The sequence below is a fragment of the Pseudomonas sp. UBA2684 genome (assembly GCA_002354655.1).
GTDB lineage: Bacteria > Pseudomonadota > Gammaproteobacteria > Pseudomonadales > Pseudomonadaceae > Aquipseudomonas.
Genome location: DELY01000021.1, coordinates 1 through 24,862 on the forward strand (window position 1 = coordinate 1; position 24,862 = coordinate 24,862).

Annotated in this window: 21 protein-coding genes; 7 read left to right on the top strand and 14 right to left on the bottom strand. The window is 64.3% G+C overall.

Annotated elements, in window-relative coordinates; translation table 11 throughout:
- Positions 1-308: 308 nt before the first annotated feature.
- Positions 309-827 carry an Hcp family type VI secretion system effector gene (locus tag B3M58_RS08520; protein WP_090241257.1) on the bottom strand — a complete coding sequence of 173 codons (519 nt, stop codon included), beginning with the start codon at positions 825-827 and terminating at the stop codon, positions 309-311.
- Positions 828-1,128: 301 nt separating this feature from the next.
- Complete coding sequence (gene zwf / locus B3M58_RS08525; protein ID WP_296218322.1) at positions 1,129-2,616, bottom strand: glucose-6-phosphate dehydrogenase; 1,488 nt, start codon at positions 2,614-2,616, stop codon at positions 1,129-1,131.
- Between the two features lie 111 nt (positions 2,617-2,727).
- Here zwf and hexR point away from each other — a divergent pair, with 111 nt between their 5' ends.
- Both hexR and B3M58_RS08535 read left to right on the top strand, forming a co-directional pair.
- Positions 2,728-3,594 carry a transcriptional regulator HexR gene (gene hexR, locus B3M58_RS08530; RefSeq protein ID WP_296218323.1) on the top strand — a complete coding sequence of 289 codons (867 nt, stop codon included), beginning with the start codon at positions 2,728-2,730 and terminating at the stop codon, positions 3,592-3,594.
- Positions 3,595-3,772: 178 nt separating this feature from the next.
- On the top strand, positions 3,773-3,994 hold the full coding sequence (locus B3M58_RS08535) for a PA3496 family putative envelope integrity protein (RefSeq protein ID WP_296218324.1): 222 nt from the start codon (positions 3,773-3,775) through the stop codon (positions 3,992-3,994).
- Here B3M58_RS08535 and B3M58_RS08540 read toward each other — a convergent pair.
- Positions 3,939-4,883 (bottom strand): LysR family transcriptional regulator, encoded by a 945-nt coding sequence (locus B3M58_RS08540; RefSeq protein WP_296218388.1) that lies wholly within the window; start codon positions 4,881-4,883, stop codon positions 3,939-3,941. The genes B3M58_RS08535 and B3M58_RS08540 overlap by 56 nt on opposite strands.
- 237 nt (positions 4,884-5,120) lie before the next feature.
- On the opposite strand from B3M58_RS08540, the gene B3M58_RS08545 reads away from it, so the two are divergent.
- From B3M58_RS08545 to B3M58_RS08560, 4 genes are all read left to right on the top strand, one after another.
- Positions 5,121-6,536, top strand: a complete 1,416-nt coding sequence (locus tag B3M58_RS08545) for an acetyl-CoA carboxylase biotin carboxylase subunit (RefSeq protein ID WP_296218325.1) — start codon at positions 5,121-5,123, stop codon at positions 6,534-6,536.
- An 11-nt stretch (positions 6,537-6,547) separates the two neighbouring features.
- Positions 6,548-8,356, top strand: a complete 1,809-nt coding sequence (oadA, locus tag B3M58_RS08550; protein ID WP_296218326.1) for a sodium-extruding oxaloacetate decarboxylase subunit alpha — start codon at positions 6,548-6,550, stop codon at positions 8,354-8,356.
- Between the two features lie 421 nt (positions 8,357-8,777).
- Positions 8,778-9,686: a glutaminase B gene (gene glsB / locus B3M58_RS08555; protein ID WP_296218327.1), complete on the top strand. Its 909-nt coding sequence runs from the start codon at positions 8,778-8,780 to the stop codon at positions 9,684-9,686.
- Between the two features lie 73 nt (positions 9,687-9,759).
- Positions 9,760-10,155 (top strand): RidA family protein, encoded by a 396-nt coding sequence (locus B3M58_RS08560; RefSeq protein WP_296218328.1) that lies wholly within the window; start codon positions 9,760-9,762, stop codon positions 10,153-10,155.
- A 15-nt stretch (positions 10,156-10,170) separates the two neighbouring features.
- Here the strand turns inward: B3M58_RS08560 and B3M58_RS08565 are convergent, their stop codons facing one another.
- From B3M58_RS08565 to B3M58_RS08580, 4 genes are all read right to left on the bottom strand, one after another.
- Entirely contained in the window at positions 10,171-10,626 is a 456-nt protein-coding gene (locus B3M58_RS08565) for a GNAT family N-acetyltransferase (RefSeq protein ID WP_296218329.1), read from the bottom strand.
- A 78-nt stretch (positions 10,627-10,704) separates the two neighbouring features.
- Positions 10,705-11,697 carry an asparaginase gene (locus B3M58_RS08570; protein ID WP_296218331.1) on the bottom strand — a complete coding sequence of 331 codons (993 nt, stop codon included), beginning with the start codon at positions 11,695-11,697 and terminating at the stop codon, positions 10,705-10,707.
- 50 nt (positions 11,698-11,747) lie between these two features.
- Positions 11,748-13,193, bottom strand: coding sequence for an alanine/glycine:cation symporter family protein (locus B3M58_RS08575; RefSeq protein ID WP_296218332.1), 1,446 nt, complete (start codon positions 13,191-13,193; stop codon positions 11,748-11,750).
- A 301-nt stretch (positions 13,194-13,494) separates the two neighbouring features.
- A complete protein-coding gene (locus B3M58_RS08580) occupies positions 13,495-14,919 on the bottom strand; it encodes an aspartate ammonia-lyase (RefSeq protein WP_296218334.1) in 1,425 nt (474 codons plus the stop codon).
- A 350-nt stretch (positions 14,920-15,269) separates the two neighbouring features.
- Here B3M58_RS08580 and B3M58_RS08585 point away from each other — a divergent pair, with 350 nt between their 5' ends.
- Positions 15,270-16,181, top strand: coding sequence for a LysR substrate-binding domain-containing protein (locus tag B3M58_RS08585; RefSeq protein WP_296218335.1), 912 nt, complete (start codon positions 15,270-15,272; stop codon positions 16,179-16,181).
- Between the two features lie 119 nt (positions 16,182-16,300).
- Here the strand turns inward: B3M58_RS08585 and B3M58_RS08590 are convergent, their stop codons facing one another.
- From B3M58_RS08590 to B3M58_RS08620, 7 genes are all read right to left on the bottom strand, one after another.
- Complete coding sequence (locus B3M58_RS08590) at positions 16,301-17,626, bottom strand: sigma-54-dependent transcriptional regulator (protein ID WP_296218337.1); 1,326 nt, start codon at positions 17,624-17,626, stop codon at positions 16,301-16,303.
- Entirely contained in the window at positions 17,619-19,547 is a 1,929-nt protein-coding gene (locus B3M58_RS08595; protein ID WP_296218339.1) for a sensor histidine kinase, read from the bottom strand. Before B3M58_RS08595 ends, B3M58_RS08590 begins: the two co-directional genes overlap by 8 nt.
- Before the next feature lie 248 nt (positions 19,548-19,795).
- Entirely contained in the window at positions 19,796-20,530 is a 735-nt protein-coding gene (locus B3M58_RS08600) for an amino acid ABC transporter ATP-binding protein (protein ID WP_296218341.1), read from the bottom strand.
- Entirely contained in the window at positions 20,527-21,195 is a 669-nt protein-coding gene (locus B3M58_RS08605) for an amino acid ABC transporter permease (RefSeq protein ID WP_296218342.1), read from the bottom strand. The genes B3M58_RS08600 and B3M58_RS08605 overlap by 4 nt, the downstream gene beginning before the upstream one ends.
- Positions 21,192-21,938 carry an amino acid ABC transporter permease gene (locus tag B3M58_RS08610; protein ID WP_296218344.1) on the bottom strand — a complete coding sequence of 249 codons (747 nt, stop codon included), beginning with the start codon at positions 21,936-21,938 and terminating at the stop codon, positions 21,192-21,194. Before B3M58_RS08610 ends, B3M58_RS08605 begins: the two co-directional genes overlap by 4 nt.
- A 450-nt stretch (positions 21,939-22,388) precedes the next feature.
- Complete coding sequence (locus tag B3M58_RS08615; protein ID WP_296218345.1) at positions 22,389-23,297, bottom strand: glutamate/aspartate ABC transporter substrate-binding protein; 909 nt, start codon at positions 23,295-23,297, stop codon at positions 22,389-22,391.
- A gap of 411 nt (positions 23,298-23,708) precedes the next feature.
- Positions 23,709-24,821 carry a polyamine ABC transporter substrate-binding protein gene (locus tag B3M58_RS08620; protein ID WP_296218347.1) on the bottom strand — a complete coding sequence of 371 codons (1,113 nt, stop codon included), beginning with the start codon at positions 24,819-24,821 and terminating at the stop codon, positions 23,709-23,711.
- Between the last annotated feature and the right edge of the window lie 41 nt (positions 24,822-24,862).

The window sequence follows — 24,862 nt, forward strand, 5'->3', positions numbered from 1 at the left end:
AGGCTGAAATGGGTCTGGTTGGCAGGGGCGAACATTCGTTGTTCCTCTTCTTTCGTTCCATGAATAGGCCAGCCATTTTACGAAAGCGTCGACCTGACGGCTGGGCGCATTCGACGTTTATGCGCTAACGCTTAGCAAAAACCGCAGGTAAAACCGTTGTCGCGGGGTGAGCCCCCGATGAACAAGGCTTCGCCATGTCGCACCCGACGTGCCCGCTTGCCGGCGCGGGCTTGCCACGAGTGTCTGGCCGAAACGCAGCGGCCAGGACAATGCCTGGCCGCTGCGGGGTACAAGAGCTCAGCCGATGCTTAGGCGGAGATCGGGGTACGCCAGTCGTCGGAGCCGGAAGTACCGGAGACTTCGTGGGTCCAGACGATTTTGCGGTAGGTGAAGTAGACGTCTTCCAGGTGAGTGAAGTGCGACATGTTCGGGTCTTGGCAGTTCGGCATACGCGACTGCACGTCGACGATCACTGCGTCTTCCAGCTCGATGGTGAAGTAGTGCTCTTGAGTGCCGGTGGAGGACGTGCGGTACCACTCCAGACGGCACTTGTTCAGACGCTCGCCGGAGGTCAGGGAGTTGAAGATCAATGGCGAGGATTTGTCGAACACCTTGGTGATCATCAGCGGCTTGTGCACGCGCTGGCCAGTCGGCTGACCGGATTGCGGGTCACGTGGGATGATCACCTGATGGTTGAAGGCTTGAACCAGAATCTGGTCTTCGTGACCTTCCTGGAAGATGTTACCGACCGAGTCTTCGGTGAAGGTGCCGGCGGTGATCAGGCCTTGTTTGGTGCCTTCGAGGGACAGATACGCGGGTGTTGGCATGAGTGCTTTCCTTGCCTGGTTCATGGATCGAGTGATCCGGGGACCAGGTGTATAGCGAGGCGCATGCCAACTCGGTAAAACATGTTTAAAAACAGTGCTTTATTTGGATCTAGTGGCGTCGCTGAGCAGCCGCTGCCAAGTCAGTCACAGAAAGCTGCGCAGTAAGTGGCGCAGCGCTGCGCAGCTTGTTGCGCAGTTGGTCTGTGATCCTTTAACGCGCTGGTCTCGATGGATCTATCCACTGGGTTATCCACAGTCTGTAGCGCAAGAAGCTGCGCATTGGCGTTGGGCTCGAGAGCGCTTACTCCATCCAATGGCGGCCGTGGCGTTCCAGCAGATTTTGCAGTTGCTCCGGGCCGTCGCTGCCGGCCGGGTAGGGGCGCGGGCTCTGGTAATGCTGGTGCCAGCCCTGGAGGATCGGATCGACCCAGCTCCACGCGGCTTCGACCTCGTCGCGGCGCATGAACAGCGTCGAGTCGCCGTCGATCACGTCCAGCAACAGGCGTTCGTAGGCGTCCCAACGGCGCTGCTGGCTGAACGCGGCGGCCAGGTTGAGGTCCAGTTCCACCGGCTCCAGGCGCATGCCTTTGCCAGGGTTCTTGGCCATCAGTTGCAGGCTGATGCGTTCTTCCGGTTGCAGGCGGATCAGCAAGCGATTGGCTTCGCCCTCGCCGAACAGACGGTGCGGCACCGGTTTGAACTGGATAAGAATCTCCGAGGTTTTCTTCGCCAGGCGTTTGCCGGTGCGCAGGTAGAACGGCACGCCGGCCCAGCGCCAGTTGTCGATTTCCACCTGGATGGCGACGAAGGTCTCGGTATCGCTGTCGTTATCGACGTTTTTCTCGAAGTAGTAGGCCGGTACTTCCTGCCCGCCGATCTTCCCGGCGGTGTATTGGCCGCGCACGGTTTTGTCCTGCACGTCGAGCCCGGAGATCGGTTTGAGGGCTTCGAGGATCTTCACTTTCTCGTTGCGCACCGCCTCGGCGTCGAAGCGCACCGGGGCTTCCATGGCCACCAGGCAGAGCAGTTGCAGCAGGTGGTTCTGGATCATGTCGCGCATCGCCCCGGCGTGGTCGTAGTAGGCGCCACGGTTTTCCACGCCGAGGGTTTCGCACACGCTGATCTGTACGTGGTCGATGTGCCCGGCGCGCCACACCGGCTCGAACAGGGCGTTGGCAAAGCGCAGTGCCATGAGGTTCTGCACGGTTTCCTTGCCCAGGTAGTGATCGATGCGAAACACCCGCGATTCGTCGAACACCGCGCCGATGGCGGCGTTGATCGCCTTGGCCGACTCCAGCGAGTGGCCGATGGGTTTTTCCAGGACGATGCGCGCCTGCGGGCCGGCCAGGCCGGCGATGTTCAGGTGCGAGGCGATGTCTTCGAAGAGGTCCGGTGCGGTGGCCAGGTAGTACACCCGCACGCGTTCGCCGGCGCTGCCCAGGCGCTTGGCCAGGCGGCCGAAGTCGGCGCTCTGCGAGGCGTCCATGGCGAAATAATCGAGACGCGCGGCGAAGCTGTGCCAGGTGGCGTTGTCGAAGTCGGCGCGGGCCACCTGGGCGCGGCAGCGGCGTTCGGCGAGGGCTTGATAGGCTTCGCGGCTGTGGCTGCTGCGCGCCAGGGCGAGGATGCGCATGTCGGCGTGCAGGCGACCGTCGCGATGCAGGTGGTAGAGCGCGGGCAGCAGTTTATGCAGGGCGAGGTCGCCCGTACCGCCAAAGACCAGCATGTCGCAGGGAATGCTCAACGAATCAACTCCGGCTCGGTTTACCTGTGCGGGGGTGGCGGCCATGTAGTATAACTACAAGGTCACTACAACCCGGCGTGTCCCGATCATAACCGAGTCGCAACTCGGATGAGGGTGTGCCGATGGATTCGTTACTTTTCAGCCGAGCCTATTCCTGTGAATTTGTTGCAGCACATCGCCCAGTCGCGTCATCTCTTACGCAAGTCGGAACTCAAGGTGGCCGACCACGTGTTGCTCGACCCGGCGGCGGTGATGCACAGCTCCATGGCCGAGCTGGCGCACAGCGTCGGCATCAGCGAGCCGACCATCGTGCGCTTCTGTCGCGCCATCGGTTGCAGCGGTTTCCAGGACCTCAAGCTGAAGCTGGCGCAGAGCCTGGCGGCGGGCGCGAGCTTCGGTCAGTTCGCGATTCACGAGGATGACTCGGTCGCCGACTTCAGCCTGAAGATCTTCGACACCACGCTGCATACGCTGATCGAGGTGCGTGAGCATCTTGATCCGCAGGCGTTGCAGCGGGCCATCTCCGCCTGCTCCCATGCCCAGCGCGTGGAGTTCTACGGTTTCGGTGCCTCCGGCGCGGTGGCGGCGGATGCCCAGCACAAGTTCTTCCGCTTGTTGCTGACGGCCGCGGCCTATTCCGACCCGCACATGCAGGCGATGTCGGCGGTGACCCTGAAGCCGACCGATGTGGCGATCTGCATCTCCCAATCCGGGCGCTCCAAGGACCTGCTGATCACCGCCAACCTGGTGCGTGAAACCGGCGCCACGCTGATCACCCTGTGCCCGAGCCAAACGCCGTTGGCCGATCTGGCTACGGTCAACCTGGCCATCGACGTGCAGGAAGACACTGAAATCTATACCCCGCTGACCTCGCGTATCGCCCACCTGGTGGTGATCGACGTGCTGGCCATGGGCGTGGCCATGGCCCGTGGGCCGAGCCTGGTCAATCACCTGAAAAGCGTTAAACGCAGCTTGCGCAGCCTGCGTTTGTCGCCGAAGGCGCATAAGAGCGTCGAAGACTGATAACTGCATAGTCGTCGGTGGACGCGCCGCCAGGCGTGTCCACCTTGCCCAGTTGTCGTCCGGAGAAGTACAAGCCGCCGCTCGTCGCGGTCATCGCAACTTCATCACCTTGCCCGCAAAGCGTCATATCCCTGGCCGATCCTGTGACTCCCGTTATTCAGCTTGGGAGTTGCCCCCGATGTCTGCTTACTTGGATAAAGCCCAGAGCCACGCCAACACCGATGCCAAGGCCCGCCGCAAGCTGCTCGACCAGCGGCGCATGGAGTACCGGCGCGCCATTGAAAGCTACGCCGAGCAGCGCCAGTTGCAGCAGCAACTGGCCGATTACCCGGAACTGGTCGCCGCTAACTACTTGGCGACCCAGGCGTTACCGCGGCGAAGCGCTCAGCCAGCACGCTGATCTGGCTGCGCTGGTTGCGCACGAAGGCGAAAAACGCCTGCGCCACCGGCGACAGGTGTTTGCCGCGCGGGTGCACCACGCACCAACTGCGTAGCAGCGGCAACTCGGTCACCGGTAGTTCGCGCAGGGCGCCGCACTCCAGTTCACGGCGCACCGCGTGGCGCGGTAGCAGGGCCAGGCCGAGGCCGGCGATCACCCCTTCGCATTGTCCCTCCATGGAGCCGACCTCCAGCGTTTGGGCGAAGTGCGCGCGTTTCTGATGGCAATACTCCTCGCAGGCCTTGCGCGTGCCCGAGCCCGGCTCGCGCACCAGCAATGGCCAGGCGGTGAGGTCTTGCAGGGTCAGTTGGTCGTGGCGGCACAGCGGATGCTCGGGCGGCGCCACGGCGACGATCGGGTTGTTGAGGAAGGGCAGAAACTCCAGGGCCATGTCTGGCGGCACCAGCGACATGATCAGCAGGTCATCGCGGTTGGCGCTCAGGCGCTTGATCGCCTGGGCGTGGTTGACCACCACCAGTTGCAGGCTAACTTCCGGGTATTCGTGGCGAAATGCCGCGAACAGGTGTGGTACGAAGTATTTGGCGCTGGATTCGACGGCCAGGCTCAGTTGCCCTTGCAGCGAGCCTTGCAGGTCGGTCAGCTGCATGTCGAGGCTCTCCAGGCGGCCAAAGATATCCGCGCTGGCGCGTTGCAGGGCCTCGGCCGCGTCGGTCAGGTAGAGCTTCTTGCCGACATAGTCGAACAGCGGTTGGCCGAGCAGTTCTTCCAGCTGGCGAATTTGCAGGCTGACCGCCGGTTGGGTCAGTGACATGTCTTCGGCAGCGCGGCTGTAGGAGCGCTGCTCGCACACTGCGCGAAACACCTGGAGTTGGCGCAATGTCATGCGCATCAAAGACTTACGCATGGTTAACCTCGTGTGAGCGTGGGCTTGAGTGGTGGGGGCGGGCAGCGTTTCGCGGCGCGTTGTCAGCATGTATTAGCTTTAGCTTATAGCCAATCAAATAATTATTGATTTTGGGTAATCCGCTGTGCGGCGTAGGGTGACTACGCGGCCACTACATGAGAAGTGGCCACTCGCCGACCGGCTCTACCGGTCGCCTGCTCACGTGATCGAGGAAGCTGGCTCGTGATCAAGAAAATCCTGATTGCCAACCGCGGTGAGATTGCCGTGCGAATCGTGCGTGCATGCGCCGAGATGGGCATCCGCTCGGTGGCGGTCTACTCCGATGCCGATCGCCATGCGTTGCACGTCAAGCGTGCCGACGAGGCGCATGGCATTGGTGCCGACCCGCTGGCCGGTTACCTGAACCCGCGCAAGCTGGTCAATCTGGCGGTGGAAACCGGTTGCGATGCCTTGCACCCAGGCTATGGCTTCTTGTCGGAAAACGCCGAACTGGCGGAGATCTGCGCCGAACGTGGAGTCAAATTCATTGGGCCGAGCGCCGAAGTGATCCGCCGCATGGGCGACAAGACCGAAGCGCGGCGCAGCATGATCAAGGCCGGCGTGCCGGTCACCCCGGGCACCGAAGGCAACGTCGCGGACATCGCCGAGGCGCTGCTGGAAGGCGAGCGCATCGGCTACCCGGTGATGCTCAAGGCCACCTCCGGCGGCGGCGGTCGCGGCATTCGCCGCTGCAACAGCCGCGAGGAGCTGGAGCAGGCGTTTCCGCGGGTGATTTCCGAGGCGACCAAGGCCTTCGGCTCGGCCGAGGTGTTCCTGGAAAAATGCATCGTCAACCCCAAGCACATCGAGGCGCAGATCCTCGGCGACAGCTTCGGCAACGTGGTGCATCTGTTCGAGCGCGACTGCTCGATCCAGCGGCGTAACCAGAAGCTTATCGAGATCGCCCCCAGCCCGCAGCTGACCCCCGAGCAGCGCGCCTACATCGGCGACCTGGCGGTGCGCGCCGCGCAGGCGGTGGGCTACGAGAACGCCGGTACCGTGGAGTTCCTGCTCGCCGAGGGCGAGGTGTACTTCATGGAGATGAACACCCGGGTGCAGGTGGAGCACACCATCACCGAAGAAATCACCGGCATCGATGTGGTCCGCGAGCAGATTCGCATCGCCAGCGGCCTGCCGCTGTCGATCAAGCAGGAAGACATCCAGTACCGCGGCTTCGCCCTGCAGTTCCGCATCAACGCCGAAGACCCGAAGAACAACTTCCTGCCCAGCTTCGGCAAGATCACCCGTTATTACGCCCCCGGCGGCCCCGGCGTGCGCACCGACACGGCGATCTACACCGGCTACACCATCCCGCCGTACTACGACTCGATGTGCCTGAAGCTGATCGTCTGGGCGCTGACCTGGGAAGAGGCGATGGACCGTGGCCTGCGCGCCCTCGACGACATGCGCGTGCAGGGGGTCAAGACCACCGCCGCCTATTACCAGGAAATCCTGCGCAACCCCGAGTTCCGCAGCGGCCAGTTCAACACCAGCTTCGTCGAAAGCCACCCTGAGCTGACCCAGTACTCGATCAAGCGCAACCCATCGCACCTGGCGCTGGCCATCGCCACCGCCATCGCCGCCCACGCCGGCCTGTGAGGACTCGAACCATGTCTAAAAAGATCACCGTCACCGATACCATCCTGCGCGACGCCCACCAGTCGTTGCTGGCCACGCGCATGCGCCTGGACGACATGCTGCCGATCTGCGACAAGCTCGACAAAGTCGGCTACTGGTCGCTGGAAGTCTGGGGCGGCGCGACCTTCGACGCCTGCGTGCGCTTTCTCAAGGAAGACCCGTGGACGCGCCTGCGCGAACTGCGCAAGGCGCTGCCCAACACGCGTTTGCAGATGCTCCTGCGCGGACAGAACCTGCTCGGCTACCGCCACTACAGCGATGACGTGGTGCGCGCCTTCGTCGCCAAGGCGGCGGGTAACGGCATCGACGTGTTCCGTATCTTCGATGCGATGAACGATGTGCGTAACCTGCGTGTGGCCATCGAGTCGGTAAAGGCCTCGGGCAAACATGCCCAGGGCACCATCGCCTACACCACCAGCCCGGTGCACACGGTCAAGGCGTTCGTCGACCAGGCCAAGGCCATGCAGGCCATGGGCATCGACTCCATCGCGCTCAAGGACATGGCCGGCCTGCTCACGCCATACGCCACCTTTGAGCTGGTCAAGGCGCTGAAAGCCGAGGTCGACCTGCCGATCTTCATCCACAGCCACGATACCGCCGGCATGGGCTCGATGTGTCAGCTCAAGGCCATTGAAGCCGGCGCCGACCACATCGACACCGCCATCTCCAGCTTCGCCTGGGGCACCAGCCATCCGGGCACCGAATCGATGGTCGCGGCGCTCAAGGGCAGCGAGTACGACACCGGTCTGGACCTGGCGCTGATCCAGGAAATCGGCATGTACTTCCACGCCGTGCGCAAGAAGTACCACCAGTTCGAAAGCGAGTTCACCGCCGTGGATACCCGCGTGCAGGTCAACCAGGTGCCGGGCGGGATGATGTCCAACCTGGCCAACCAGTTGAAGGAGCAGGGGGCGCTGAGTCGCATCAACGAAGTGTTTGCGGAAATCCCCAGGGTGCGCGAAGACCTCGGCTTCCCGCCGCTGGTGACGCCGACCTCGCAGATCGTTGGTACCCAAGCGGTATTCAACGTGCTCGCTGGCGAGCGCTACAAGACCATCACCAACGAGGTGAAGCTCTACCTGCAAGGCCGTTACGGCCTGGCACCGGGCCAGATCAGCGAGCAACTGCGCAAGCAGGCGATCGGCAGCGAAGAGGTGATCGACGTGCGCCCGGCCGATCTGATCAAGCCGGAAATGGCCAAGCTGCGTGAGGACATCGGCGCCCTGGCCACCTCCGAAGAAGACGTGCTGACCTACGCCATGTTCCCGGACATCGGCCGCAAGTTCCTCGAGGAGCGCAAGGCCGGCAGCCTGACCCCGGAAGTGCTGTTGCCGATCCCGGAAGCCGGCGGTGTGGCGCCGGCCGGCGGCGAGGGTGTGCCGACCGAATTCGTCGTCGATGTGCACGGCGAGAGCTACCGCGTCGACATCACCGGCGTCGGCGTCAAGGGCGACGGCAAGCGGCATTTCTACCTGTCCATCGACGGCATGCCGGAAGAAGTGGTGTTCGAGGCGCTGAACGACTACGTCGGCGGCGCCAGTGGCAGCAAGCGCAAGTCGGCCAGTGCGCCGGGCGATGTCAGCACCAGCATGCCGGGCAATATCGTCGATGTGCTGGTGAAGGAAGGCGACACGGTGACGGCCGGCCAGGCGGTGCTGATCACCGAAGCGATGAAGATGGAAACCGAGGTGCAGGCACCGATTGCCGGTACGGTGAAGACCGTGCATGTGGCCAAAGGCGACCGGGTCAATCCGGGTGAAGTGCTGATCGAGATCGAATAAGCGCGGGCGTGATGCCTGTACGCCGGGGCCGCTCAGGCCCCGGTTAACCAGCAAGTCCCTTGGGGAGCCGTGAGGCTCCTTTTTTTGGCTCTGAGAATCCCCGTTATGTGTTGCAAGAGAAGCCAGGCTTTTGTGGGAGCGGTCTTGACCGCGAGCTGTGCAGGTAACGCGCAGCACTGCTGACGCCCAAAAAGCTCGCGGCCAAGGCCCCTCCCACGTGATGGCGGTCTGTAGTAACAGTTAACGGCTACAGAGCGTGTTTGCCAGAAGAGGCTGTTACTGGCGCCCCCGCTAGGCGAATGGCCCGGATCGAGGTGCTGCGCGCGGGAAACTCTGCGCGCGGCGCTGTGATCAGTGCCGCTCGCCAAGCGTCTAGCAGGCATAGCCTGGGCGCCGTCCGGGCATGCCGACGAGCCTGAGCATGCAAGCGCTGTTGAACGACATTCTCGACGAAGTCCGCCCGCTGATCGGCCAGGGCAAGGTGGCCGATTACATCCCCGCGCTGGCCGATGTGCCGGCTCAGCAACTGGGCATCGCCGTGTACGGCAACGATGGCGAGCTGTTCTGCGCTGGCGATGCGCGCACGGCGTTCTCCGTGCAGAGCATTTCCAAGGTATTCAGCCTGGTGCAGGCGATTGAGCATTCCGGCGAAGCGATCTGGCAGCGCCTGGGGCATGAGCCGTCCGGGCAGCCGTTCAACTCGCTGGTGCAGCTGGAATTCGAGCGCGGTCGGCCGCGCAACCCGTTCATCAATGCCGGGGCCCTGGTGATCTGCGACATCAACCAGTCGCGCTTCGCCGCGCCGGCGTTATCCATGCGTGATTTCGTCCGCCGTCTGGCCGGCAACCCGGAGGTGGTCATCGACACGCGGGTGGCCGAGTCGGAATACCAGCACCGCGCGCGCAACGCCGCCATGGCCTACCTGATGCAGGCCTTCGGCAACTTCCATAACGATGTCGAGGCGGTACTGCGCAGTTATTTCAGCCACTGCGCGCTGCGCATGAGCTGCGTCGACCTGGCGCGGGCGTTCTGCTTCCTGGCCAACGACGGCTTCTGCAAGCACAGCAGCCAGCAGATTCTCAGCCCACGCCAGGCCCAGCAGGTCAACTCGATCATGGCCACCAGCGGGCTGTACGACGAGGCCGGCAACTTCGCCTACCGCGTCGGCCTGCCCGGCAAGAGCGGCGTCGGCGGCGGCATCGTCGCGGTGGTGCCGGGGCGTTTCAGCGTCTGCGTGTGGTCGCCGGAACTCAACGCCGCGGGCAATTCCCTGGCCGGCATGGCCGCGCTGGAGTTGCTCAGTCAGCGTATCGGCTGGTCGGTGTTCTGAGCCGATAGGCTATGGTCGAAGGACCCGGCGGCGGTTGCGCCGGGGTATCCCCCGACCCTGACCTGGAGTGCTTATGTCGATGCCCGTGTACCACCTGTTTGCCGACGCGCCTGCGCCGGTCGCGCCCTTTTCCCATGCCTGCGAGGCCGATGGCTGGGTGTTCGTCACCGGGCAGTTGCCGATTGATCCGGGCAATGAGGCTGCGCCGCTGCCCGAGGGCATCGAGGCGCAAACCCACAAGACTTTCGCCAACCTGCTGGTAGTGCTTAAGGACTTGGGATTGGGCCTGGAAAACGTGGTCTCGGCGCGGGCCTTTCTCACCGATTTCTACGGCGATTACCAGCGCTTCAATACGATCTACGCCAGCTACTTCGCGGAAGACAAACGCCCGGCGCGCACCTGCATCGGCACCACCGGGCTGGCCCGACATGCCCTGGTCGAGATCGACTTTATCGCCCGGCGGCCGTAAGCCGCGGCGAGCGGCTCAGAGCAGCTTGCGGTACTGCACGAACCCCGAGCGTTCGGCGATGCGTTCGTACAGCAGCATCGCCTTGCTGTTGCTCTCGTGGGTCAGCCAGTGCACGCGCGAGCAGCCGGCCTCTTTGGCCTGGGTATAGACGTGCTCGATCAGCTTGCGGCCGACCCCGCTGCTGCGCAGCTCCTTGCCGATAAACAGGTCTTGCAGGTAGCAATAGTCGCCGACCGTCCAGCACGACCGGTGGACGACCCAGTGCACCAAACCGATGGCCTGGCCTTCATGCCAGGCCAGGGCGGCGAACATCGGTTCGCCCGGATCGAGGAAGCGCTGCCAGGTGACCTCGCTGGTCGCGGCCGCGATCTCGGTCATGTAGAAGCGCTGATAGCCCTGCCATAGCGGTAACCAGGCGGCGTGGTCGGCGGCGCTGACCGGGCGGATTTCGACGGGGATACGGACGGACATGGGGGCAAACTCCTGTAGACGCGATGGATCATCCTGAAACGCTTGGCGCCTGGCTGCAAGTGCACCGTGTGTGGCCGTTCAGTCGGCGCGCTCGCCGCACAGATCGAGGGCGAACCAGTGTTCCACCTCGGCCTGGCTCAAGCCCGCGCCGAGCAGGGCGAACAGTTTGCCCAGGGCGGCTTCGCGGGTCATACCGCCCGCCGAGACCAGACCGGCGTTGGCCAGTTGGCTGCCGGCGGCATACACGCCGAACTCGACATGCCCGTGTGGGCACTGGCTGATTGCCGCCAGCACCACGCCTTGCGCGTGCGCGGCCTTGAGGGCGGCGAGCAGCTCGCGGTTGTCCGCCGGTCCGGTGCCGCTGCCGTAGCATTCCAGCAGCACGCCGCGTACGCCGCTGGTCAGCAGCGCGCTGACATGCGCCGCCTGGATGCCGGGGTAGAACGGCAGCACCGCCAGGTTCACCGGCTGGCGCGGCTGACGGTAATCGATACGGGTGGGAATGGACTCGGCTCGTTCGCCCTGGCGCTGGCGCGGCAGCACGTTGAAGGCGTCGAAGGCATCGCTGCGCAATTTGCTGACCCGCGCGCCGTGCAGCAGCGTGCCGTTGAAATACAGCTGCACGCCCGGCGCGACGCCCGCGTGCAGCGCCTGCATGGCGCCGAACAGGTTGGCCCAGGCGTCGCTGCCAGGCGCGCCGGCCGGCAGCATCGAGCCGCTCAGCAGCACCGGCACGGGCAGGCCGAGCAACAGGAAGCTCAGGGCCGCCGCGCTGTAGGCCAGGGTGTCGGTGCCGTGCAGCACCAGCACGGCATCGCAGCCGTCCTGTTCGACCCCGGCGCGGATCGCCGCGACCATCGCCAGCCAGTTGGTCTGGTTCATGTTGGCGCTGTCGATCGGCGGCAGCAGCTCGCGGAAGATCCAGGCGGGCAACTCGCGACCCTGCTCCAGCGCCTGCTGCGCGCGCAACCGCGCCTCGAAGCCGGACGCCGGGGCCAGGCCGTCGGCGCTCATCTGCATGCCGATGGTGCCGCCGGTGTAGAGCACCAGCAGTTTTGTGGATGCCGACATGGGCTCTCCTTGCAATGAAAACAGGGGGCAAAGCCCCCTGTGGATAACGATCAGCGTTGGTGCACGCCGTCAGCGATCTCGCCGCGCCCGGTGACAGGCGCCGGCGGCGGATTGGCCGGCCAGGCCGCCGGATCGAGGTTGAGGTCGGCGAACTGTTTCGGGTCGAAGACTGGCGACTCTACACCCGCGGCGATCTGCTTGTCATAGTCGCGCATCAGCCGCAGGCCAATCTTGAACAGCAGCGTCAGGGCCACCAGGTTGACGATGGCCAGCAGGCCCATGGTGATGTCGGCGAAGGCAAACACGGTGCCCAGGTCCTGCATCGAGCCCCACAGCACCAGGGCGATCACCAGCACGCGGTAGGCCTGCAACAGCCAGCGTTTGCTGCTGAAGAAGCTCAGCGCGTTTTCGCCTAGGTAGTAGTTGTAGATCAGCGTGGTGAAGACGAACAACAGCAGCGCCAGGCTGACGAATACCCGGCCCCACTCGCCGACCACGGCCGCCAGGGCGGTCTGGGTCAACACCACACCGGCCATCTCGCTGCCCGGCTGGTAGACGCCGGAGAGCAGGATGATCAGCGCGGTGCTGGTGCACACCAGCAGGGTGTCGATGAACACGCTGAGCGACTGCACGATGCCTTGCGCCGCCGGGTGCTTGACCTCGGCCACGGCGGCGACGTTCGGCGCGCTGCCGAGGCCCGCTTCGTTGGAGAACAGGCCGCGTTTCACGCCCATCAGAATCGCCGCGCCAATGCCCCCGGCAAAGGCCGGCTCCAGGCCGAAGGCGCTCTTCACGATCAACGCGATGGTCGCGGGTACGGCCTCGATGTTCATGCCGATCACCACCAGCGCCATGCCGATGTAGGAGAAGGCCATCACCGGCACCAGCACGTCAGCCATGCTGGCGATGCGTTTGATGCCGCCGAAGATGATCAGGCCGATCACTGCCACCAGCACCAGACCGCTGACATGGGTCGGCAGGCCGAAGGTGTCGTGCAGCGAAGTGGCGACGGTGTAGGACTGCAGGGCGTTGAAGCCGAAGCCGAAGGTCACCAGCAGCAGGACCGAGAAGATCACCGCCAGCCAGCGCTGACCCAGGCCATGCAGGATGTAGAAGGCCGGGCCGCCACGGTAGGTGCCGTCGGTTGCACGGCGCTTGAACAGCTGCGCCAGGGAACACTCGAAATAACTGGTGGCCATGCCCAGCAGGGCCACCACCCACATCCAGAACACCGCGCCTGGGCCGCCGAGCATGATCGCCACGGCCACCCCGGCGATATTGCCGGCGCCGACGCGGCCGGCGACGCTGAGCATCAGCGCCTGGAACGAGCTGAGCTGGCCGGGCTGACGCTGAAAGGCTTCGGCGAAGATGCGGAACATATTGCCGAAATAGCGGAACTGCACGAAGCGCGAACAGATGCTGAAGTACAGGCCGAGGCCGACCAGCATGACGATCAGGACCTTGCTCCAGAGCAGGTCGTTGAGTAAATCCAACATGGTGTCACCCTTATGATTGTTGTTGGTATGCCCGCGGGGCTACTGGCCTCGCGTTGGCTGCCGACGTCCTGGCGGCTGATGCAGGCGAAGCGCATAGGCTTCGCCGCCCCGCAAATCCGTGTGCGGGTGCTGCTCGTGGGGTGGCTTGCGTAGGGTGGGTCTGTTTTTGCGCGATACGGCGTTACTCGACACTTATTTGGAACAAGCAAACGTCGTGTCTCGCGCCCAAACACGCTCCGGCGCGACCGCGAATGAAACGGCAACAGACCCTCGGGTGGGCCGGGCGGCCCGCGCCGATGCCTCAGGCTTTCAGCGGCACCAGGCGTGGGGCGATCATGTTCTCGGGACGCAGGATGTCGGCCAGGGTGGCGTCGTCCAGCAGGTTTTCCTCGCGCACCAGTTCCAGCACGCCGCGGCCGCTGTCCAGCGCCAGCTTGGCGATGCGCGTGGCGTTCTCGTAGCCGATGTAGGGGTTGAGCGCAGTGATCAGGCCGATGGAGTTTTCCATCAGTTGGCGGCAATGCGCTTCGTTGGCGGTGATGCCGACGATGCAGTGCTCGCGCAGCATGTCCATGGCGCGTTGCAGCAGGCGGATCGAGTCGAAAATCTTGTACGCGATCAGCGGCTCCATGACGTTGAGCTGCAACTGCCCGCCTTCGGCGGCGATGGTCAGTGCCAGGTCGTTGCCGATGATCTCGAAGGCCACCTGGTTGACCGCTTCCGGGATTACCGGGTTGACCTTGCCGGGCATGATCGAGCTGCCCGGCTGGCGCGCCGGTAGGTTGATTTCGTTGATCCCGGTGCGCGGGCCGCTGGACAGCAGGCGCAGGTCGTTGCAGATCTTCGACAGCTTGACCGCCGTGCGCTTGAGCATGCCGGAGAACAGCACGAAGGCGCCCATGTCCGAGGTCGCCTCGATCAGGTCGGCGGCCGGCACCAGCGGCTGGCCGCTGATGGCCGCCAGGCGGTCGACGGCCAACTGCTGGTAGCGCGGGTCGGCGTTGATCCCGGTGCCGATCGCGGTGCCGCCGAGGTTGACCTCGGTGAGCAGTTCCGGGGCCAGGTTGCGCAGGCGCGCCAGGTCTTCGCCGAGGGTGGTGGCGAAGGCGCGGAACTCCTGACCGAGGGTCATCGGCACGGCGTCCTGCAACTGGGTGCGGCCCATTTTCAGCACATGGGCGAACTCTTCACCCTTGCCGGCGAAGGCCTGGATCAGGCTGTCGAGGCTGGCCAACAGGGTGTCGTGGCCGAGCAGCAGGCCGAGGCGGATGGCGGTCGGGTAGGCGTCGTTGGTCGACTGCGCCATGTTCACGTCGTTGTTCGGGTGCAGGAAGGCGTACTCGCCCTTGGCGTGGCCCATGGCTTCCAGGGCGATGTTGGCGATCACCTCGTTGGCGTTCATGTTGGTCGAGGTGCCGGCGCCGCCCTGAATCATGTCGACCACGAACTGCTCGTGGAAGTCGCCACGCACGATGCGCGCACAGGCTTCGCTGATCGCCGCATGCTTGGCTGCGCTGAGATGACCCAACTCGCGGTTGGCGTCGGCCGCCGCCTGCTTGACCATGGCCAGCGCCACCACCAGTTTCGGGTAGTGCGCCAATGGCACGCCGGACAGGCGGAAGTTGTGCACGGCACGCAGGGTCTGGATGCCGTAATAGGCATCGAAGGGGACTTCAAGGGTGCCGAGCAGGTCTTTTTCGACGCGGAAGGATGCAGCAGGGGACATGATGGTGATCATCTCTGGAAGATGCGGCAAGTACCGCGATGCCGGATAGAGTAAGGGCTGTGGCGAGATTGCGACCAATGCTGTTAAGCGCTGGGGTATGCATAATCGGCATAATGTCGGCGTGACGCCGAACTATCGGCGAGCGTAGGGTGGGTTAGCGGCGCCGTACACCGGCCTATATCCCACATGCGCTTGTGGCGCGGCGCGTAACCCACCAGGCGATCGACCGCGTTGCGCCGGTGGTGGGTTACGCCGCGTTTCGAGTGGCGTGATGTTTGGCAATGGCGGCAAGCGGCTAACCCACCCTACGGGATGGGCTGAAGCTTGACGTTCAACTACGGAAACGATCGATGAACCTGGAAACCAAATGGCTGGAAGACTTCGTCACCCTGGCCGCTACCCGCAGTTTCTCGCAGGCGGCGACGAAGCGTTTCGTCACCCAGCCAGCGTTCAGCCGGCGTATTCGCAGCCTGGAAAACATGCTCGGGCTGACCCTGGTCAACCGCGCCTGCACGCCGGTCGAGCTGACCGAGTCCGGCCAGTTGTTCCTGGTCACCGCGCGCAGCCTGGTCGAGCAGTTGGGCGATGTGGTGCGCCACCTGCACAACCTCGAAGGCCAGCAAGGCGAAATGTTGCAGATCGCCGCCGCGCACTCGCTGACCCTGGGCTTTTTCCCCGAGTGGATCGCGCGTTTGCGCCGCGAGGGCCTGCCGCTGACCACGCGGCTGGTGGCGACCAACGTCGGCGAGGCGGTGCATGCCCTGCGCGAGGGCGCCTGCGACCTGATCCTCGCCTATTACGACCCGGACGCCTCGCTGCAGATGGACCCGGAGATCTTTCCTTCGCTGCACCTGGGGCGCACGGAAATGCTGCCGGTGTGCGCGGTGGACGACGCGGGCCGCCCGCTGTTCGACCTCGACAGCGGCCAGAGCGTGCCGTTGCTGGCCTACAGCACCGGCGCGTTTCTCGGCCGTTCGGTGAATCTGTTGCTGCGCCAGCGCGCGCTGCGCTCGACCACGGTGTACGAAACCGCGATGGCCGACAGCCTGAAGAGCATGGCCCTGCAAGGCATGGGCGTGGCCTGGGTGCCGCGCCTGTCGGTGACCGCCGAGCTGGCGCGTGGCGAGCTGATCGCCTGCGGCGACGAACAATGGCAGGTGCCGCTGGAAATCCGCCTCTACCGCTGCGCCCTGGTGCGCAAGGCGGCGGTGCGCCTGCTCTGGCGCAAGCTCGAAGGCGGCGTGGGGCGCGACGACGTGTAGGTGAAATCGGGGTGTGTCGCGGCTAAAGCCCCTCCCACGGGTTGGCATGGCCCTGTAGGAGGGGCTTTAGCCGCGAACCCGCGCTCGAGCGTCCTGCATGCGCCTGCCGACGGCGCCGCTTATTGCAGACCGTACTTCTTCACCTTGTCGAACAGCGTGGTCTTGGCCATGCCGAGGTCTTGGGCGGCCTGGCTGAGGTTGCCGGCGTGGCGCTCCAGGGCATCGCCGAGCAGGTTGCGTTCGAAGACTTCCACTGCTTCGGCGAAGCTCGGGCCGTTGCCGTCGGGCGCCAGGCCGCTTTTCTTGAACACCGGCAGGCCGAGGGCGAAGCGCTCGGCGACGTTGCGCAGTTCGCGCACGTTGCCCGGCCAGTCGTGCGCCATCAGCGTGGCGATGGTCTGCCGGTCGAGTTCCGGCGTGGCGCGGTCGAAGCGCAGTGCCGACAATTGCAGGAAATGCTCGAACAGCAGGCAGATGTCCTCGCGCCGTTCGCGCAGCGGTGGCAGTTCCAGGGTCACCACATTCAGCCGGTAGTAGAGGTCGCTGCGGAACTGCCCGGCCTTGCTCTGTTCGTCGAGGTTGGCCTTGGTCGCGGCGATGACCCGGCAATCCACCTGAATCGACTGGTTCGAACCCAGGCGTTCCAGGCTGTGTTCCTGCAACACGCGCAGCAATTTGATTTGCAGATTCAGCGGCATGCTCTCGACCTCGTCGAGGAACAGCGTGCCGCCGTGGGCATGCTCGATCTTGCCGATGCGCCGTTTGCCGGCGCCGGTGAAGGCGTGCGCCTCGTGGCCGAAGATTTCGCTCTCGAAGAGGTTCTCCGGCAGGCCGCCGCAGTTGAGCGCGACGAACTGTTTCGCCTGGCGCCGGCTGAAGTCGTGCAGGCAACGGGCGACCAGTTCCTTGCCGGTGCCGGTCTCGCCTTCGATCAGCACGTTGGCTGCGGTATCGCCGACGTTCTCCATCAGTTCGCGCAACCGCTGCATGGCGGGCGAGCGCCCGATGATGCGCTGTTCCAGGGCCTGGCGCCCGGCCAGTTGGCGGCGCAGCGCCGACACCTCGCGGGCCAGGCTGCGTTGTTCCAGGGCACGGCGGGTGACGTCCACCAGGCGTTCCGGGGAGAAGGGTTTCTCCATGAAGTCGTAGGCGCCGTCGCGCATGGCATTCACCGCCATGCTGATGTCGCCGTGGCCGGTGATCAGCACCACCGGCAGGCTCGGGTCGCGCTGCTTGAGGCGGCTGAGCAGCTCTAGGCCGTCGATGCCCGGCAGGCGGATGTCGCTGATGACGATGCCGGCGAAGTCGGCATCGATGCGTTGCAGGGCCGCTTCGGCACTGCCCACGCCTTCGCTGGCGATGTCTTCGAGGGCCAGGGCCTGCTGGCAGCCGAGCAGCACGTGCGGGTCGTCTTCGACGATGAGAACGGTCAGGCGGTCAGTCATGGGTTCTTGTCTCGCCGCTAACGTGGGCTTGGCCTACGCGCGGCAGGCTGAGGACGAAGGCCGTGCCACCGCTGTCGGGGTGGCGCACGGTGAGGCTGCCGCCCGCGGCGGCGGCCAGGCTGGCGGAAAGGGTCAGGCCGAGGCCGAGGCCCTGCTCGCCGGGTTTGGTGGTGAAGAACGGCTCGAACAGGTGCACGCGCGCATCCGGCGCAATACCGGGGCCGTTGTCGCGCACGTCCAGTTGGAAGTGGCTGCCGGTGTCGGCGCCCGTCAGCCAGAGTCGCCGGTCGACTTGGTCGCGCATGGCGTCGAGGGCATTGCCGATCAGGTTGACCAGGATCTGTTCCAGGCGCGTCTGGTCGATGGCCAGGCAGACGTCGCCCGGCTCCTGGGCATAGTCGCGATCGATGCGCACGTTGGTGCGTTGCAGGCGCGGGTGCAGGAGCATCAGCGCGGCGTCCACCGCCTGGTCCAGGCGCGCCTCGCCACCGTCGTCGGAGCGGCGGGCGAAGGCGCGCAGGCTGGCGGTGATCTTGCCCATGCGGTCGACCAGTTCGTTGATCGTGTGCAGGTTGCTGCTGGCGATGTCCAGGGCGCCGCGCTGGAGAAAGCGCACGGTGTTGCCGGAGAGGGTGCGCAGCGCCGCCAGCGGTTGGTTGAGTTCGTGGGCGATGCTGGTGGACATCTGCCCGATCACCGCCAGCTTGCCGGCTTGCACCAGTTCGTCCTGGGCCTGGCGCAGGGTGGTCTCGGCCTGTCGGCGTTCGCCGATCTCGGCCGTCAGGCGTTGGTTGCTCGCTTGCAGGTCGGCGGTGCGCTCGGCGATCTTGCGCTCCAGCTCATTGTTGGCCTGCTGCAAGGCTTCGCGCGCCGCTAGGCGGGTGGCGATCACCTTGCGCCGCTCGTTCCAGGCGATCAGCAGGAAGGCCAGCAGGGCGCAGGCGACGGCGGCGAGCATGCCGTGGCTGATGGCGGCGCGGCGCTGGTCCTGCAACGGCGTGAGCAGGGTCAGGTGCCAGGGGGTGTCGCTCAGCGGGCGGGTTTGCGCCAGGTAATTGATCGGCTCGGACGCCTGATCGGGAATGCTGCCGGTGGCGAAACTGACTTGCTCGATGCCGTCGCTGAGCGGCGTGCGCGCCAGCGGTTGCAGCTCCTCCAGCGCCCACCAGTAGTATTGCAGGCTGCGCGCCAGGCGTTCCTTGGTCTCGGCGTCGAGCGGGCGCACGGCCTTGAGCCGGCGGGCCGGATCGCTGGAGAGGATGATGATGCCGTTCTCGTCGCTGACGTAGGCCTCCAGGCGTGCGCGCTGCCAGCGCTGTTCCAGGGCATCGAGGCGCACCTTGACCACCGCCACGCCGATCACCCGGCCGTTGCCGCGCAGGCCGTGGGCCAGGTAATAGCCGGGCTCGCCGGTGGTGCTGCCGATACCGTAGAAGCGCCCGGGCTTACCCTGCACGGCTTCCTGGAAGTAGGCGCGAAACGCCAGGTCTTCGCCGAGGTAACTGTCTGCCTCGCGCCAGTTGCTGGTGGCGAGCACGCGGCCGTTGGTGTCGAGCACGTAGATGGCCAGGCTGCCGCTGCGCTGGTTGAGGCCTTCGAGGTAATCGTTGACCCGCTGTCGCCGGTAAGCAGTGGGGGTGAGCAGCAGGCGGCTGACGTTGGACTCCAGCTCCAGCAGGCTGGGCAGGTAGGTGTATTTGTTGATCTCGCTCTCGACGGCGCGGGCGTTGAGTTCGAGCTGGCGTTCGCCGTTCTCGGCGAGGGCGCGGATGCCGACGCGTTCGCTGAGGTGGAAGCCGGCGTAACCGCAGCCGAGCACCAGCACGATCATCAGGATCGGCAGCAGCAGGTGGCGAATCAGGCGGGGTTTCACGGTCAGGGCTGGCGGCACGGCGCGAGGAAAGGCGGTGGAGCATTGCATCACAGTCCTCCCTGGCTGGGTAGTTGTGGGGCGCGCGTTATCCGTGGGAGGGGCTTTCGGCTCTGGCATCCTGCTTCGCTCTAACTCCTGCATCCATGCAGTCGTAGCCGCGATGCTGTTGCAGCCTGGGCCGGCCAATCGCCGCTAAAGCGCCTCCCACAAGCGCTCAGTAGAAAGCAGGAGGGGTTGAGCGTAGCGATACCCATCGAGTGGGTGATGGGTATCGCAGGCTCAACCCATCCTACAGGTCAGTGCTGGAGGATCTTCGCCAGGAACTGCTGGGCGCGCTCGGAGCGGGCGCTGACATCGCCGAAGAACTCTTCCTTGGGGCAGTCCTCGACGATCTGCCCGGCGTCCATGAAAATCACCCGGTCGGCGACCTTGCGCGCGAAGCCCATCTCGTGGGTCACGCACATCATGGTCATACCTTCGTTGGCCAGTTGCACCATTACGTCGAGCACCTCGTTGACCATCTCCGGGTCGAGCGCCGAGGTTGGTTCGTCGAACAGCATCACCACCGGGTCCATGGCCAGCGCGCGGGCGATCGCCACCCGCTGCTGCTGCCCGCCGGAGAGCTGGCCGGGGTGCTTGTGCGCATGGTCTTGCAGGCCGACGCGTTCGAGCAGCTTGAGGCCCTTCTCGGTGGCTTCGGCCTTGCTGCGGCCGAGCACCTTGATCTGCGCGATGGTCAGGTTTTCGGTGATGGTCAGGTGCGGGAACAGCTCGAAGTGCTGGAACACCATGCCGACCCGCGAGCGCAGCTTGGGCAGGTTGGTCTTCGGGTCGGCGATCGAGGTTTCGTCGACCACGATATCGCCCTTCTGGAACGGCTCCAGGGCGTTGACGCATTTGATCAGGGTGGATTTGCCCGAGCCGGACGGGCCGCAGACCACCACCACTTCGCCTTTCTTCACGGCGGTGCTGCAATCGGTCAGCACCTGGAAGTCCCCGTACCACTTGTTGACGTTGTTGATCGAGATCATACGGCTAACCTTTTTTGCAGGAGTTTCACCAGTTGCGAGGCGGCAAAGCTGATCGTGAAATAGACCAGACCGGCGAAGATCAGAAATTCATGGGGCTGGCCGATGATGTCGCCGCGCGAGCGGGCGGCATTGAGGAAATCCATCAGGCCGACGGTGTACACCAGCGAGGTGTCCTGGAACAGGATGATGCTTTGCTGCAACAGCAGCGGGGTCATCTTGCGGAACGCCTGCGGCAGGATGATCAGGCGCATGGTCTGCCCGTAGCTCATGCCCAGCGCTTGCGCGGCGCCCATCTGGCCCTTGGGGATGGCCTGGATGCCGGCGCGGACGATCTCGCAGAAGTACGCCGCCTCGAACATCACGAACGCCACCAGACACGAGGTGAAGGCTCCGATCGGGGTGTCTTCGCCGGTGATCCAGCGCAGGATGAACGGCACCGCGAAGTAGAACCAGGTGATCACCAGCAGCAGCGGGATCGAGCGGAAGTAGTTGACGTAGGCGGCGGCGATGTTCGACAGCAGCTTGCTGTGCGACAGGCGCATCAGCGCCAGCAGGGTGCCCAGCAGCACGCCGCCGAGCACGCCCATGACCATCAGTTGCAGGGTCATCGCCATGCCGTCCCAGAGGCCTGGCAGGGCCGGAACGATTGCACTGAAATCCATCATTTACCTCCCACGGAAATCAGCCCGGGCACCGCGACTTTCTTCTCGATCATGCGCATCAGCAGCATCAGGCTCATGTTCAGGGTGAAGTAGATCAGGGTGGCCAGGGTGAAGGCTTCGAACAGGTTGGCGCTGAACTCGGCGGTCTGCTTGGTTTGCGCCAGCAGCTCCATCAGGCCGATCAGCGAGGCCACCGAGGAGTTCTTGAAGATGTTCAAGAACTCGCTGGTGAGCGGCGGAATGATGATCCGGTAGGCCTGCGGCAGCAGCACGTTGCAGTAGATCTGCGGCAGCTTGAAGCCCATGGCGTAGGCGGCGGCGGTCTGGCCCTGGGGCAGTGCCTGGATGCCGGTGCGCACCTGCTCGCAGACCCGCGCGGCGGTGAACAGGCCAAGACACACCACAACCGATAGATAAGCCGAGGTGGCCGGGTTCAAGTCCTGCTTAAACCACATCTCCAGCGGTTCGGGCAGCAGGTCGGGCACCAGGAAGTACCAGAGAAACAGCTGCACCAGCAGCGGTACGTTGCGGAAGATTTCCACGTAGGTGCTGGCGATGCCGGCGATCCAGCGGTTCGGCACGGTGCGCATCACGCCGAGCAGCGAGCCCAGCGCCAGGGCGATGATCCAGCCGACGACGGCGATGGCGATGGTCCAGCCCAGGCCGGTGAGGAACCAGTCCAGGTAGATCTCGCTGCCGATGCCGGTGGGCTTGAAGAAGATGCCCCAGTCCCAGTTGTAATTCATGCGGGTTGCCCCTCGATTGGATAAACGATCTGCTGCGTTGAAAACAGACTCGGAAAGCCGCTTGCGGCTAACGCGCTTCAGTGCGGCCCCGAAGGGGCGAGCGAAGCGAGTCATGCTCATGTGCTACAGCACACTCCGCTTGATTCGCTGCGCTCACCCTTCGGGTCAGCCGTTGGCTGCTACTTCGCTGCGCTGCGTTTCTCGCCTGCTTTATTCGCTGGCGCTCACCCTTCGGGCCAGCCTTTGGCTGTTACTCCCGTTGGTCGTTGCGCCTTGCATGGCTCTAGCTCGCGAGATCTTGAGTACGTTTTACGTTGACGAAGGGCGAGGGATGCCCGTGTCCGCGTGCGCAGACGATTCTCTCTTCGTCAGAAGTTAGGTTGGGGAAGCCGCTGGCTTCCCCGGAGTCCCCGCGCCATCACGCCTCATGAGCGTGACGGCGCATCACCGTCAGATCTGCTCGGCAGATTTGTCGGTGGGCGTGGCGATGAGCTTTTTCAGCTCGTCGCTCATGGGGAAGTTGAGGTTGAGGTTCTTCGGCGGGATGGGCTGGAGGAACCACTTGGCGTAGATGTCGTTGACTTCGCCGGAAGCGAAGGCCGCGGCAATCGCGCCGTCGACCACGCGCTTAAAGCCTTCGTCGCCCTTGCGCATCATGCAGCCGTAGATCTCGAACGATTGCGGCTCGCCGACCACTACCCAGTCAGCCGGCTGCTTGGCCTTGGCCATTTCGCCATAGAGCAGGGCGTCGTCCATCATGAAGGCGACGGCGCGGCTGGATTCGAGCATCAGGAACGACTCGCCGTGGTCTTTGGCGGAGATGATGTTCATGCCCATCTTCTGCTCGGCGTTCATGATTTTTAGCAGGCGCTCGGAGGTGGTGCCGGCGGTGGTCACCACGTTCTTGCCCTTGAGGTCGGGGAAATCGTTGACCCCGGAGGTCTTCTTGGTCAGCAGGCGGGTGCCGACTTCGAAGATGCCGACGGAGAAGTCCACCTGGCGCTGGCGCTCGATGTTGTTGGTGGTGGAGCCGCACTCCAGATCGACGGTGCCGTTCTGCACCAGCGGGATACGGGTCTGCGAGGTGACCAGGTTGTAGCGCACCTTGAGGTCGGGCATGCCCAGCTCCTGCTTGATCGCCTCGACGGCTTTCAGTTGCAGGTCATGCGAGTAGCCGACGGGCTGCTGCGGGTTGTTGCCGAAATAGGAGAAGGGAATGGAGGCGTCGCGGTGGCCGAGGGTGATCGTGCCGCTGTCCTTGATCTTCTTCAGGGTGCCGGTCAGTTCAGCGGCGAGTGCTGGCGTGGAGATCAGGGCAGCGGCAATGGCTGCGCTCAGTACGCGGGGGACAATACGCATGAATCGTTTCCTCGATGTTGTTGTTATGGGGCTGACGCTCCGGCGTTGGCCGGTCTGTCACGCCACTGTCTGGGAAGGGCTATCGCATTCCTGCCAATACAGGGAGCAGGATGTATGCCAGTCCATCGAGGATTTTTATTTGAAGTTAAGTTATTGAAAGGAAAAGATAAATTTTTATTGATCAGGAAACGAAAACGCCCAGTCGTTCGGCTGGGCGACCCGTGCCCGGATAGGCATTCGGAAAACCGAACGTTATTACCGGGGTGTCGAGATAGGCCCTGTAGGGTGGACATGGCGCAGCCTTGTCCACCGCTTGCCCCCTGGCGCGGTGCAGATGGCGGACAAGCCTGGCGGCATGTCCGCCCTACCCGAGAGCCGGGGATAACGACAAAACCTGCGGCTGGCCTCGCATCAGGTGCCCGACTTGATGGTGGTCCAGGCGCGGGTGCGGATACGTTCGGCCTTCTGCGGCAGCGGCTGGAGAACGTAGAGCGTCTTTTGCGCCTCGGCGGTCGGTGTCAGGTTGGGGTTGTCGCGGATCGCGGCGCCGACCAAGGGCATCGCGTCCTTGTTCGGGTTGGGGTAGCCGAGGAAGTCGCTGATCGGCGCGACCACTGTCGGGTCGAGCAGGTTGTTGAGGAAGGCGTGCGCTTCGTCGACGTTCTGCGCGCTTTTCGGGATAGCGAAGGAGTCGTACCACAGCGGCGCGCCTTCTTTCGGCAGGCGCCAGTCGACCACCACGCCGTTGCCGGCTTCCTTGGCGCGGTTGGCGAACTGGTAGAAGCTGCCGGAATAGCCGATGGCCACGCAGATGTCGCCGTTGGCGATGTCGGTCATGTACTTGGCCGAGTGGAAATAGGCGATGTAGGGGCGGATCTTCAGCATCAGCTCTCTGGCTTTGTCGTAGTCCTCGGCTTGGCTGCTGTTGGGGTCGAGGCCTAGGTAATGCAGGGCGATCGGTAGGATGTCGCCGGGCGAGTCGAGCATCGCCACGCCGCACTGCTTGAGCTTGCTGATGTTCTCTTCCTTGAAGATCAGGTCCCAGCTGTCCACCGGGGCATCTTCGCCGAGCACGGCCTTGACCTTGGCCGGGTTGAAGCCGATCAGCACGGTGCCATACATGTAGGGCACGGCGAACTGGTTGCCGGGGTCGTTGGTGGTCATCAGTTGCAGCAGGCCCGGGTCGAGGTGCTGCCAGTTGGGCAGCTTGCTCTTGTCCAGCGCCTGAAACACCCCGGCCTTGATTTGCGTATCGAGAAAGGTGTTGGTCGGCACCACCAGGTCGTAGCCGGAGTTGCCGGTGAGCAGCTTGGCCTCCAGCGCTTCGTTGGTGTCGAACACGTCCCAGGTCAACTGGATGCCGCTTTTTTCCTGAAACGCCTTGGGCACCGAGGGCAGCATGTAGTCGGCCCAGTTGTACACGCGCAACTCGCGCTGCTTTTCCGCAGTTTGCGCCTGGGCCGTGGTGGCCAGCAGGATAGCGCCGCAGAGCGCGGCGCCGAGCAGGTGTGTGATTGTGGTCATTGTTTCGCACCCCGGTGTGATTGTTCATCTTGTGTAGGGTG

Excerpts from the sequence above, each read along its gene's own strand:
- B3M58_RS08580 (WP_296218334.1), bottom strand. The coding sequence starts at position 14,919 with ATGTCCCCTGCTGCATCCTTCCGCGTCGAAAAAGACCTGCTCGGCACC.
- B3M58_RS08575 (WP_296218332.1), bottom strand. The coding sequence starts at position 13,193 with ATGTTGGATTTACTCAACGACCTGCTCTGGAGCAAGGTCCTGATCGTC.
- B3M58_RS08615 (WP_296218345.1), bottom strand. The coding sequence starts at position 23,297 with ATGCGTATTGTCCCCCGCGTACTGAGCGCAGCCATTGCCGCTGCCCTG.
- B3M58_RS08620 (WP_296218347.1), bottom strand. The coding sequence starts at position 24,821 with ATGACCACAATCACACACCTGCTCGGCGCCGCGCTCTGCGGCGCTATC.
- B3M58_RS08535 (WP_296218324.1), top strand. The coding sequence starts at position 3,773 with ATGTCTGCTTACTTGGATAAAGCCCAGAGCCACGCCAACACCGATGCC.
- zwf (WP_296218322.1), bottom strand. The coding sequence starts at position 2,616 with ATGGCCGCCACCCCCGCACAGGTAAACCGAGCCGGAGTTGATTCGTTG.
- B3M58_RS08600 (WP_296218341.1), bottom strand. The coding sequence starts at position 20,530 with ATGATCTCGATCAACAACGTCAACAAGTGGTACGGGGACTTCCAGGTG.
- B3M58_RS08605 (WP_296218342.1), bottom strand. The coding sequence starts at position 21,195 with ATGATGGATTTCAGTGCAATCGTTCCGGCCCTGCCAGGCCTCTGGGAC.
- B3M58_RS08595 (WP_296218339.1), bottom strand. The coding sequence starts at position 19,547 with ATGCAATGCTCCACCGCCTTTCCTCGCGCCGTGCCGCCAGCCCTGACC.
- oadA (WP_296218326.1), top strand. The coding sequence starts at position 6,548 with ATGTCTAAAAAGATCACCGTCACCGATACCATCCTGCGCGACGCCCAC.
- B3M58_RS08585 (WP_296218335.1), top strand. The coding sequence starts at position 15,270 with ATGAACCTGGAAACCAAATGGCTGGAAGACTTCGTCACCCTGGCCGCT.
- B3M58_RS08565 (WP_296218329.1), bottom strand. The coding sequence starts at position 10,626 with ATGTCCGTCCGTATCCCCGTCGAAATCCGCCCGGTCAGCGCCGCCGAC.
- B3M58_RS08610 (WP_296218344.1), bottom strand. The coding sequence starts at position 21,938 with ATGAATTACAACTGGGACTGGGGCATCTTCTTCAAGCCCACCGGCATC.
- B3M58_RS08520 (WP_090241257.1), bottom strand. The coding sequence starts at position 827 with ATGCCAACACCCGCGTATCTGTCCCTCGAAGGCACCAAACAAGGCCTG.
- B3M58_RS08570 (WP_296218331.1), bottom strand. The coding sequence starts at position 11,697 with ATGTCGGCATCCACAAAACTGCTGGTGCTCTACACCGGCGGCACCATC.
- B3M58_RS08540 (WP_296218388.1), bottom strand. The coding sequence starts at position 4,883 with ATGCGCATGACATTGCGCCAACTCCAGGTGTTTCGCGCAGTGTGCGAG.
- B3M58_RS08560 (WP_296218328.1), top strand. The coding sequence starts at position 9,760 with ATGTCGATGCCCGTGTACCACCTGTTTGCCGACGCGCCTGCGCCGGTC.
- B3M58_RS08590 (WP_296218337.1), bottom strand. The coding sequence starts at position 17,626 with ATGACTGACCGCCTGACCGTTCTCATCGTCGAAGACGACCCGCACGTG.
- glsB (WP_296218327.1), top strand. The coding sequence starts at position 8,778 with ATGCAAGCGCTGTTGAACGACATTCTCGACGAAGTCCGCCCGCTGATC.